Genomic DNA, 10,417 nt, shown 5'->3' with positions numbered 1-10,417 from the left:
CCGCGTTCCAGGCGGCCGGGTTCGCCACCTCGCTGCACCGCGACGACGACCGTGAGGCGACGGCCCTGGTGGCCGTCCGCCGGAGAACTACACCGCTGTAATTATCCCCAGCTGTGGAATCTCCTGTGGAGAACCCCGCGGTCCCGTCCGAGCTGGCCTGCTCAAGGCGAGGAGGGCCCCGATCCGCACCAGTCCGCCGGTCCTCGGACGCGCCGCCATCCCCGGATCGTCCTCCCGAGGAGGACACCGGGAACGTTCTCCCCAGTGTTAACAACTCTGTGGATAACTTCCTCCCCACCTGTTGAGAGCACCTGTGGACAGCGGTGGAGACGGTCGCCGCGGGAACGACGAAGCGGCGGGCCCGGGAGTGCGCGAGGCACTGCCGGACCCGCCGCTGCGGAAGGGGACGGGATCAGCCGAGGACGTAGGCGCCCGCGGTGATCGCCACCAGTCCGACTCCGATGAGCCCGACGAGGAGGTTCTGCGTGCGGCGCTGGGCGCGCTGCCGGGTCTTCGTGAAGACCAGCCCGATGAGCGCGCCGGCCACCAGACCGCCGACATGCGCCTGCCACGCCACGTTCATCCCGGGCAGGAAGCCGATGACGAGGTTCAGTCCGACCAGCACCAGCAGCTGCGACGCCTGACCGCCCAGATGCCGGAGGATCACCAGGTACGCGCCCATCAGCCCGAAGATCGCACCGGAGGCGCCGATCACCGGGGTCAGCGGGTTCGCGAGGAGCAGGACGCCCACCGACCCGGCGAAACCGCTCAGGAGGAAGAGGGTGAGGTAGCGCCCGCGGCCCAGCATCCGCTCGAGCACCATGCCGAACACCCACAGCGTGTACATGTTCAGCACCAGGTGGAACGGGATGACGATGAAGAGCGACGTGCTGTGGAGGAACACCGAGGTGAGCATCCGCCACGGCTCGAAACCGGCGCCGAAGCCGGGGAGCGTGTAGGCAGGGGCGTACAGGAGCGCGTTGACCGCCGGCCCGCCGACGAAGGGGAGGATCTCGACGATCCACAGCACGATGCAGAGCGCGATGATCGCGTAGGTCACCGTCGGCTGGTCGGCGCGGGTCATGGCCCGCACGCGGGAGAGGAGGGGACCGCGGGTGCGCGGCGCGGTGGCGCGCTGCTGCGCCATGTCGTCCGGGCAGATCACGCCGACCGGAGCGGGCGTCTGGCACTCGCCGCAGATGGTGCGGCCGCACCGCTGGCAGCGCACGAAGCTCTGCCGGTCGGGGTGTCGGTAGCAGGAGTAGGTGCTGCTCGGCGGGACCTGGGTCACGGACGTGCCTCCGGGGAGAACGAGGGCCGGGCCCTGACGGACCCGGCCCTCGAATGAGTGGTGGATGAGGCGATCAGACCTCGGTGATCTCGACGCTCTCGATCACGACGTCCTCGAGCGGCTTGTCACGGCCGTCGGTGGGGACCGCCGAGAGCGACTGCACGAGCTTCTTCGACTCCTCGTCGGCGACGGCGCCGAAGATGGTGTGCTTGCCCTGGAGCCAGGTGGTCGGCGCCACGGTGATGAAGAACTGCGAGCCGTTGGTGCCGCGGCCCGCCTGCTTGCCGGCGTTCGCCATCGCGAGGATGTAGGGCTGGGTGAAGTCGAGCTCCGAGTTGATCTCGTCGTCGAACTGGTACCCCGGGCCGCCGATGCCCTGGCCGAGCGGGTCGCCGCCCTGGAGCATGAAGTCGGGGATGATGCGGTGGAAGACGGTGCCGTTGTAGAGCGGCTCCTTCGTCTTCGCGCCCGTGGCGGGGTGGGTCCACTCGATGTCGCCGGTCGCGAGACCGACGAAGTTGCGGACCGTCTTGGGAGCGTGGTTCCCGTAGAGGTTGACGACGATGTCGCCCTTGTTGGTGTGGAACGTCGCGACTGCGGTGTGCAAAGGCATGCTCGGATTCTCGCACAGCGCGTCTGTAGGCCCCTGCAACGCCCGGTGTCAATGCGCTGGGTGCGCGATGCGGACGCGGATCGATGAGTGGCAGTATTGAGGCGTTCGCTGCTCGTAGCCGATGGAGGACCAACATGGGTCTGTCACGTAAGCACAAGAAGGACCTCAAGCGTCTTCGCAAGAACGCCGAGGCGGTCTGGGGCGAGCAGCAGGAGGTGCTGGCGCACGCGGCCTCCGTGCTCGAGAAGAGCCGCCGCCACGCGTCGAAGTACGCCAAGAAGGAGCTCGTCCCCTTCGTGAAGGACACGTACGACTCGCGCGTCAAGCCGGTCTACGACAACGGCGTCTCGGCCGTCGAGGGCACCTACTCCTCGGCCCGCAACGCCTACAAGCACAAGGTCGTCCCGACCTTCGCCGCTGTGGGCGGCACGGCCGCCGCCGCCTTCGAGGCCGCCAAGGACTCGAAGAACCGCGCGAAGCTCGCCGAGATCTCGAAGGCGCGCTGGGAGGAGCTCACCACTCCCCCGAAGAAGAAGAGCAAGGTCGGCACGGTCTTCGCGATCGGCGCCGCGCTGGTCGCGGTCGGCGGCATCGGCTACGCCGTCTGGCAGACGTTCCGCGCCGACGACGAGCTGTGGGTCGCCGAGGACGAGCCGCAGAGCGCCGCGCAGAACGCGGCCTCGACCGCTTCCTGACGTTCTCGTCGCTGGAGCCGGGCCCCTCAGGGGGTCCGGCTCCTTCGCATGCCCGGGTTAGGCTTCTGCGGTGGACATCCGGGTCGCCGCGTACGGCGTGATCATCGACGGTGAGCGGATGCTGCTCGCGCACTGGAGCCAGGGACCGTGGTCGGCCTGGACGCTTCCGGGCGGCGGGATCGACGAGGGCGAGTCGCCCGCCGACGCCGCGGTCCGCGAGATCTTCGAGGAGACGGGCTACCGTGCCGAGCTCGAGGCCCTCATCGGCGTGGACTCGCACGTGATCCCCGCGCACCGCCGCAGCGATCCCGAGGCCGGCCCCCTGCACGCCATCCGCGTCGTCTACCGCGCCCGCATCGTGGGCGGCGAGCTCACGCACGAGGTAGACGGCTCCACGGACGCCGCCGCCTGGTTCCCCCTGAGCGACGTCGAGGAGCTGGAGCGCGTCGAGCTCGTCGACGCGGCCCTCACCATGAACGAGGCCTGGCTCCTCCGCTGACGGTGCCCGGGAATCCCCGGCCGCGCCCCGGTGTTCCCTTCGTCGTGATCGTCGAGCTCTACACCTCCGCCTTCTGCGGCGCCTGCCATGCCGCGCGGTCGGTGCTGGAGCGCGCCGCGGAGCTCGTCCCCGCCGCCGAGATCCGCGAGCGCGACGTGGCCTTCCACCCCGTCGAGGCCGAGGCCGCCGGCATCCGCTCGACCCCCACGGTCGTCGTGCGGGACACGGCCGGAGAGGTGGTCTTCCGAGCGGAGGGCGCCCCCTCCCTCCCGCAGGCTCTCGCCGCTCTGGCCCTCGCCCTGCCCGCGTAGGGTGGCCGCGGGAGGACCCATGCACCGTCGCGCCGCGCTCGCGAGCACCGTCGTGCTGCTCGGCGGCCTGGCGCTCTCGGGGTGCGCCTCCGAGGAGCCGGTGACCACGGCCGCGGTCGGGCTCGGACGGGGCGGCGAGCGGGGCGAGGTCCTCGGCGTCGTCGTCGTGTGCTCGGGGTCCGTCGACGGCCTCGACCTCGCCGCCTCCGACTCCGCCCCCCTGACCATCGGCGACGGGCTGCGGAGGGTCACCCGCTGGGTCTCCCCGTCACCGGTCACGCAGCTGGGCGCGACCGACCTCTCCGGATCCACGGTCTGGCCTGCCGACACGGTGATCGAGCGGTTCCCGCTCGGCGTCGACCTCGCGCTGGGCGCCTACGCGACCGACCGCTCCGTGCTCGCCCGCCCGGTCGTCTTCACGGCCGAGCAGTTCGACACGCTCTCCGTCGGCGAGATCATCGTCGGCGACATCCGCGACGGCACGTCCGAGACCCTCTCGGTCCAGCAGTTCCTCGGCCTCGCCTGCGTGGACCGCTGAGCGGGCGGCTCGGCCGTCCGAGTGGCGACCTCGATCGCGGGACCGCACGACGGGCGACAGGAGAGCCCTCCGGCGATCGCGCCGACGGAAGTGCCGACACGCGGGACCACCCCGGATGTCGGCCGGTGGACCGGAAGGGCCGGCGAAGGGGGAGCGCCCGCGAGAGGGGAGGAAGTGTGGAGCCTAGGAGATTCGAACTCCTGACATCCTGCTTGCAAAGCAGGCGCTCTACCAACTGAGCTAAGGCCCCGGGCCGGAGACGGGGCGATCCGTCTCCGAGAGTCGAACGGCCCGCCACCGCGAGGTGACGGGCCGTTCGGACCGGGTGGGGGTACCAGGACTTGAACCTGGGACCTCTTCATTATCAGTGAAGCGCTCTAACCGCCTGAGCTATACCCCCGGAATGGCCAGAGGAGACTCTACCCGACATCGAGCAGGAATCCCAATCGGCCGGACCGTGCGCCCTACTGGTTGGTGAAGCCCACCAGGAGGCCGCCGGTGATCTTGACGCTGAGGTTGTACAGCAGCGCCACGATCGCGCCGAGCGCGGTGGTGACGATGGTGTTCAGCACCGCGACGACGATCGCGAAGCCCATGACCTGCGGCAGCGAGATGATCGTGTTGAGGTCGAACGCCTCGGCACCGGCGATGTCCTGCACGAGGCCGTTGACCTCGTCGAACACGCCCGTCTGGGCCAGGACCGTGTAGACCAGGTAGACGACGACGATCGTGATGATCGCGAGCGTCAGGCCCAGCAGGAACGAGAGCTTCACGGCCGACCAGAAGTCGACGTAGACGAGCTTCAGGCGGACCTGCTTCGCCGCCGGGCTCTTCGCGGACTTCCTGGCGAGCTTCTCGGCGACGGTGCTACTCATCTACGGACCCATCCTCCTCCGACACCGGAGCGGACTCGGCCGGCGCCGCGGCGTCGGGATCCTCGTCCTGGGCGTCGAGATTGCGTTCGGTGTTCTTGGCGAGTGCGATGATGCGGTCGTCCTCAGCGAATCGTGCGAAGACGACTCCCATGGTGTCGCGACCCTTGGCCGGTACCTCGGCCACCGCAGAGCGTACCACCTTGCCGCTGGCGAGGACGACGAGCACCTCGTCGTCCTCTCCGGTGATGATGGCGCCCACGAGGTCGCCGCGCTTCTCTTCCAGCTTGGCCACCTTGATGCCCAGCCCGCCTCGTCCCTGGAGGCGGTACTGGTCGACGGCGGTGCGCTTGGCGTAGCCGCCCTCGGTGACCACGAACACGAAGCCCTCGTCGCTGACGACGTTCGCGTCGAGGAGGCGGTCCTCCCCGCGGAACGACATGCCGCGGACTCCGGAGGTGGAGCGGCCCATCGGACGCAGCGCCTCGTCCGACGCGGTGAAGCGGATCGACATGCCCTTGCGGGAGACCAGCAGCACGTCGCTGTCCTCCTCGACCAGGAGCGCCGAGACGAGCTCGTCGCCGTCGCGCAGCTTGATCGCGATGATGCCGCCGGAGCGGTTCGTGTCGTACTCCGAGAGGGCCGTCTTCTTCACGAGGCCGTCGCGCGTGGCGAGCACGAGGTAGCGGGCCGCCTCGTAGTCGCGGATGTCGAGGATCTGCGCGATCTGCTCCCCCGGCTCGAGCGCGAGCAGGTTCGCGATGTGCTGGCCCTTGGCGTCGCGGCCGGCCTCCTGCAGCTCGTAGGTCTTGGCGCGGTACACGCGGCCGGTGTTCGTGAAGAACAGCAGCCAGTGGTGCGTGGTGGTGACGAAGAAGTGCTCGACGATGTCGTCGGCCTTCAGCTGCGCGCCGCGCACGCCGCGGCCGCCGCGGTGCTGGGCCCGGTAGGAGTCGCTCCGGGTGCGCTTGAGGTAGCCGCCGCGGGTGACGGTGACGACCATCTCCTCCTCGGGAATCAGATCCTCGACGCTCATGTCGCCGTCGAACCCGAAGAGGATCTCGGTGCGGCGGTCGTCGCCGAAGCGGTCGACGATCTCGTCGAGCTCGTCCGAGATGATCGTGCGCTGACGCTCCGGGCTCGCGAGGATCGACTTGTAGTCCTCGATCTCGGCCTGGATCCGGTCGTGCTCGTCGATGATCTTCTGGCGCTCGAGGGCCGCGAGGCGGCGCAGCTGCATGTCGAGGATGGCGCGGGACTGCACCTCGTCGATGTCGAGCAGCTCCATCAGGCCGTCGCGCGCCTCCTCCACGGTGGGGGAGCGGCGGATGAGGGCGATGACCTCGTTGAGCGCGTCGAGCGCCTTGAGGTAGCCGCGCAGGATGTGGATCCGCGCCTCCGCCTCGTCGAGGAGGTACTGGGTGCGGCGCACGATGACCTCGACCTGGTGGTCGACCCATGCGCGGATGAAGCCGTCGAGCGACAGCGTGCGCGGGATGCCGTCGACGATCGCGAGCATGTTCGCGCCGAAGTTCTCCTGCAGCGGCGTGTGCTTGTAGAGGTTGTTCAGCACCACCTTCGCCACGGCGTCGCGCTTGAGGACGACGACGAGGCGCTGGCCGGTGCGACCGGAGGTCTCGTCGCGGATGTCGGCGATGCCCGAGACGCGCCCGTCCTTGACCAGCTCGGCGATCTTGATCGCCAGGTTGTCCGGGTTCACCTGGTACGGCAGCTCGGTGACGACGAGGCAGGTGCGGCCCTGGATCTCCTCGATGGAGACGACGGCGCGCATCGTGATGGAGCCGCGGCCGGTGCGGTACGCGTCCTGGATGCCGCGGACGCCGAGGATCTGCGCACCGGTGGGGAAGTCGGGTCCCTTGATCCGCTGCAGCAGCGCCTCGAGGAGCTCCTCGCGCGTCGCGTCGGGGTTCTCGAGCGCCCACTTGGCGCCGGCGGCGACCTCGCGCAGGTTGTGCGGCGGGATGTTGGTCGCCATGCCGACCGCGATGCCGACGGAGCCGTTGACGAGCAGGTTCGGGAACCGGGCCGGCAGGATCGCCGGCTCGCGCGTGCGGCCGTCGTAGTTGTCCTGGAAGTCGACGGTGTTCTTGTCGATGTCGCGGACCATCTCGAGCGCGAGCGGCGCCATCTTGGTCTCGGTGTACCGGGGGGCGGCCGCGCCGTCGTTGCCGGGGGAGCCGAAGTTTCCCTGACCGAGCGCGAGCGGGTAGCGGAGGCTCCACGGCTGCACCAGGCGGACCAGCGCGTCGTAGATCGCGGAGTCGCCGTGCGGGTGGAACTGGCCCATCACGTCGCCGACGACGCGCGAGCACTTCGAGAACGCCTTGTCGGGACGGTAGCCGCCGTCGTACATGGCGTAGATCACGCGCCGGTGCACGGGCTTCAGGCCGTCGCGCACCTCCGGCAGGGCGCGCCCGACGATGACGCTCATCGCGTAGTCGAGGTAGGAGCGCTGCATCTCGAGCTGCAGGTCGACCGGCTCGATCTTGTCGTGACCGTGTATCACCACACCGGTCTCGGTGACGATGTCGTCGCTCTCGTCCGGGCCGGTGGGGGTGGTGGGTTCTTCTGCCATGGTCTCTGGTCTCTCAGGTGGGTCCGTGCCCCGGAGGAGCGGGGGCGGCGGTCGCGCTGGGTGTCAGGTGTGTCGTCGGTGTGCGGGCCGGTGAGGGCCTCTGTCGCGTTCTGGTCGAGGATGCGGCCCATCGAGGGCCGCCGTCACGTGTTCGAGGTGGTCGCGAGGACGGTCCACTGGACCGCCCGGCCGCCGCCTCTCGAAGGACGTCCGCTTCCTCGACCACTAGATGTCGAGGAAGCGGACATCCTTCGCATTCTTCTGGATGAAGGAGCGGCGGGACTCGACGTCCTCGCCCATGAGGGTGGAGAAGATCTCGTCGGCCGCGGCCGCGTCGTCGAGCGTGACCTGGAGGAGGGTCCGCGTGGCGGGGTCCATCGTGGTCTCCCACAGCTCCTTGTAGTCCATCTCGCCGAGGCCCTTGTAGCGCTGGATGCCGTTCTCCTTGGGCATGCGCTTGTTGGTCGCCGAGCCGTGCGCGATCAGGGCGTCGCGCTCGCGGTCGCTGTAGACGTACTCGTGCGGGGAGTTCGACCATTTGAGGCGATACAGCGGCGGCTGCGCGAGGTAGACGTAGCCGAGGTCGATCAGCGGGCGCATGTAGCGGAAGAGGAGCGTCAGCAGCAGCGTCGTGATGTGCTGGCCGTCGACGTCGGCGTCGGCCATCAGGATGATCTTGTGGTACCGCGCCTTGTCGGGGTTGAAGTCCTCGCCGATGCCGGCGCCGAACGCCGTGATCATCGCCTGGACCTCGTTGTTGCCGAGAGCGCGGTCGAGCCGCGCCTTCTCGACGTTGAGGATCTTGCCGCGGAGGGGGAGGATCGCCTGCGTCTCGGGGTTGCGGCCCTGCACCGCGGATCCGCCCGCCGAGTCGCCCTCGACGATGAAGATCTCGGAGATCGACGGGTCCTTGGACTGGCAGTCCTTGAGCTTGCCCGGCATGCCGCCGCCCTCGAGCAGGCCCTTGCGGCGGGCGGTCTCGCGCGCCTTGCGCGCCGCCATGCGGGCCGAGGCCGCCTGGATCGCCTTGCGGATGATGTCCTTGGCCTGGCTCGGGTTGCGGTCGAACCAGTCGGCCAGCTGCTCGCCGGCCACGCGCTGCACGAACGCCTTCGCCTCGGTGTTGCCGAGCTTCGTCTTGGTCTGGCCCTCGAACTGCGGCTCGCCGAGCTTGATCGACACGACGGCGGTGAGGCCCTCGCGGATGTCGTCGCCCGAGAGGTTCTCGTCCTTCTCCTTGAGCAGGTTGTTCGCGCGCGCGTAGCGGTTGACCAGGGTGGTCAACGCGGCGCGGAAGCCCTCCTCGTGGGTGCCGCCCTCGTGGGTGTTGATGGTGTTCGCGTAGGTGTGGACGCTCTCGGTGTAGGCCGTGGTCCACTGCATCGCGACCTCGAGCGAGATGCGGCGCTCGGTGTCCTCGGACTCGAAGTCGATGATCTCGGAGTGCACGAGGTCCGACTTCTTCAGCGAGTTGATGTACTCGACGTAGTCGACGAGGCCCTTCTCGTAGTGGAAGACGTCGGTACGGTCGCCCTCGGTCTCGTTCTCGCCTTCCCCCTCGAACTCGACCTCGTTCTGGTCGGTCAGCGCGATGCGCAGGCCCTTATTGAGGAACGCCATCTGCTGGAAGCGCGCGCGCAGGGTCTCGTAGTCGAACTCGACCGTCTCGAAGATGCCGGCGTTGGGCCAGAAGGTGATCGTCGTGCCGGTCTCGTCGCTGGCCTCGCCCTTCTCGAGCGGGGCGTCCGGCACTCCGTCGGTGAAGCTCATCCGGTACACGGCGCCCTGGCGCTTGACCTCGACGTCGAGGCGCGTCGAGAGCGCGTTGACCACGGAGGAGCCGACGCCGTGCAGGCCGCCGGAGACCGCGTAGCCGCCTCCGCCGAACTTGCCGCCGGCGTGCAGCACGGTGAGGACCAGCTCGACCGTGGAGATGCCCTCGGTCGGGTGCATGTCGACCGGGATGCCGCGGCCGTTGTCGGAGACGGTGACGCCTCCGTCGGCGCGCATCAGGATCTCGATGTTGTCGCAGTAGCCCGCGAGCGCTTCGTCGACGGCGTTGTCGACGATCTCGTAGACCAGGTGGTGCAGACCGCGCGGACCCGTGGATCCGATGTACATGCCGGGGCGCTTGCGGACCGCCTCGAGGCCCTCGAGGACCTGGATCTGGTTCGCACCGTAGTCGCCGGACGACTTGGTCGACATGCTCTCGTGCGGAGCGGAGGGGGCTGCTGAGCCGTTCGCGTCCAGGTCGTTCGCTGCGGGTGACGTGGAGTCGTTCGGCTCGTGAGTCATAGCTGTGGAGTTCTCCTCTGACGGTCCGTCGCGACGCGCACGGTGATCTGGAGATCGCCCGCGCGGCGGCGTCACTGCGGTTCGGCGGCCCTCCATTCTACCGCGTGCCGGGTCGATCCGAAGCGCTGGACGGCGATCTGAGGGGCGAAAGATCGGCGGTCGACCGAAAATGCGTCCTCAGCCGTAGGTGTCGCGCGGACCACGCCCTGGAATCGACCTGGGACCCTTTTTCCAGTTCGGGACGTCCGGGCCCTGGAAACGGATCGACGCGATGCCCGCGTCGGGGAAGTTCACCGCGATGTGGTTCATGATCTCGATCCGCATCAGTCGGAGCTGCGTCGACCACGCCGTGGACTCGCACGCGACCGTCAGCACGCCGTCGACGACGCCCACCGGAGTCGAGTGCTTCGCGGTCTCCTCGCCGGCGATCGCCGTCCACGACGACATCAGGTCGCCCTGCGCCAGCGGCGCCGTCCAGCCGAGCTTCACGGTGAGGGAGTCGAGGACGTCGCCGAGGTCGTGCGGGTCGCGGCCCTTGCCGAACGGGATCGCGTCGCCCTTGGGCTCGGCGCGCTCGACGGTCTTCCGGATGCGGCGCGGGCCGTCGGCGCCGAACACCTCCTTGAGGTGGCGGTAGACGCGGGCGGCCTCGGAGTCGGGTGCGGGGGCTCCGCGGCGGGGGGAGTCAGCCATCGGCCGCCTTCACG

Annotated in this window: 10 protein-coding genes and 2 tRNA genes; 4 read left to right on the top strand and 8 right to left on the bottom strand. The window is 69.1% G+C overall.

Annotation, left to right across the window (positions count from 1 at the left end):
* Positions 1-412 precede the first annotated feature (412 nt).
* Both C5C27_RS14840 and C5C27_RS14835 read right to left on the bottom strand, forming a co-directional pair.
* Positions 413-1,291, bottom strand: a complete 879-nt coding sequence (locus C5C27_RS14840; RefSeq protein ID WP_104222668.1) for a rhomboid family intramembrane serine protease — start codon at positions 1,289-1,291, stop codon at positions 413-415.
* 73 nt (positions 1,292-1,364) lie between these two features.
* Entirely contained in the window at positions 1,365-1,904 is a 540-nt protein-coding gene (locus C5C27_RS14835; protein ID WP_104222669.1) for a peptidylprolyl isomerase, read from the bottom strand.
* 134 nt (positions 1,905-2,038) lie between these two features.
* Here C5C27_RS14835 and C5C27_RS14830 point away from each other — a divergent pair, with 134 nt between their 5' ends.
* From C5C27_RS14830 to C5C27_RS14815, 4 genes are all read left to right on the top strand, one after another.
* On the top strand, positions 2,039-2,599 hold the full coding sequence (locus C5C27_RS14830; protein ID WP_104232995.1) for a hypothetical protein: 561 nt from the start codon (positions 2,039-2,041) through the stop codon (positions 2,597-2,599).
* Positions 2,600-2,669: 70 nt separating this feature from the next.
* Positions 2,670-3,098, top strand: coding sequence for an NUDIX hydrolase (locus tag C5C27_RS14825; protein ID WP_104222671.1), 429 nt, complete (start codon positions 2,670-2,672; stop codon positions 3,096-3,098).
* Between the two features lie 2 nt (positions 3,099-3,100).
* Positions 3,101-3,409 carry a thioredoxin family protein gene (locus C5C27_RS14820; RefSeq protein WP_258059325.1) on the top strand — a complete coding sequence of 103 codons (309 nt, stop codon included), beginning with the start codon at positions 3,101-3,103 and terminating at the stop codon, positions 3,407-3,409.
* 19 nt (positions 3,410-3,428) lie between these two features.
* Entirely contained in the window at positions 3,429-3,947 is a 519-nt protein-coding gene (locus C5C27_RS14815; protein ID WP_104237767.1) for a hypothetical protein, read from the top strand.
* 177 nt (positions 3,948-4,124) lie between these two features.
* Here the strand turns inward: C5C27_RS14815 and C5C27_RS14810 are convergent.
* The 6 genes from C5C27_RS14810 to C5C27_RS14785 form a co-directional block, all read right to left on the bottom strand.
* Positions 4,125-4,197, bottom strand: a tRNA-Ala gene (locus C5C27_RS14810).
* A gap of 76 nt (positions 4,198-4,273) precedes the next feature.
* Positions 4,274-4,347 (bottom strand) — tRNA-Ile (locus tag C5C27_RS14805).
* A 64-nt stretch (positions 4,348-4,411) separates the two neighbouring features.
* Positions 4,412-4,822: a DUF3566 domain-containing protein gene (locus tag C5C27_RS14800; protein ID WP_104222673.1), complete on the bottom strand. Its 411-nt coding sequence runs from the start codon at positions 4,820-4,822 to the stop codon at positions 4,412-4,414.
* Positions 4,815-7,415: a DNA gyrase subunit A gene (gyrA, locus tag C5C27_RS14795; RefSeq protein ID WP_104314790.1), complete on the bottom strand. Its 2,601-nt coding sequence runs from the start codon at positions 7,413-7,415 to the stop codon at positions 4,815-4,817. The genes C5C27_RS14800 and gyrA overlap by 8 nt, the downstream gene beginning before the upstream one ends.
* A 225-nt stretch (positions 7,416-7,640) precedes the next feature.
* Entirely contained in the window at positions 7,641-9,620 is a 1,980-nt protein-coding gene (gyrB, locus tag C5C27_RS14790; protein WP_208543372.1) for a DNA topoisomerase (ATP-hydrolyzing) subunit B, read from the bottom strand.
* A gap of 267 nt (positions 9,621-9,887) precedes the next feature.
* Positions 9,888-10,403 (bottom strand): DUF721 domain-containing protein, encoded by a 516-nt coding sequence (locus C5C27_RS14785; protein ID WP_104237766.1) that lies wholly within the window; start codon positions 10,401-10,403, stop codon positions 9,888-9,890.
* Positions 10,404-10,417 lie beyond the last annotated feature (14 nt).

This window comes from Rathayibacter sp. AY2B7, assembly GCF_002931635.1.
GTDB lineage: Bacteria > Actinomycetota > Actinomycetes > Actinomycetales > Microbacteriaceae > Rathayibacter.
Note: the sequence above shows the minus strand (reverse complement) of the source record. Positions and strands in the feature narration are given on the sequence as shown.

Bases quoted from the DNA above. Each gene is read 5' to 3' on its own strand.
- C5C27_RS14815 (WP_104237767.1), top strand. From the start codon at position 3,429: ATGCACCGTCGCGCCGCGCTCGCGAGCACCGTCGTGCTGCTCGGCGGC.
- C5C27_RS14785 (WP_104237766.1), bottom strand. From the start codon at position 10,403: ATGGCTGACTCCCCCCGCCGCGGAGCCCCCGCACCCGACTCCGAGGCC.
- C5C27_RS14830 (WP_104232995.1), top strand. From the start codon at position 2,039: ATGGGTCTGTCACGTAAGCACAAGAAGGACCTCAAGCGTCTTCGCAAG.
- gyrB (WP_208543372.1), bottom strand. From the start codon at position 9,620: ATGTCGACCAAGTCGTCCGGCGACTACGGTGCGAACCAGATCCAGGTC.
- C5C27_RS14800 (WP_104222673.1), bottom strand. From the start codon at position 4,822: ATGAGTAGCACCGTCGCCGAGAAGCTCGCCAGGAAGTCCGCGAAGAGC.
- gyrA (WP_104314790.1), bottom strand. From the start codon at position 7,415: ATGGCAGAAGAACCCACCACCCCCACCGGCCCGGACGAGAGCGACGAC.
- C5C27_RS14835 (WP_104222669.1), bottom strand. From the start codon at position 1,904: ATGCCTTTGCACACCGCAGTCGCGACGTTCCACACCAACAAGGGCGAC.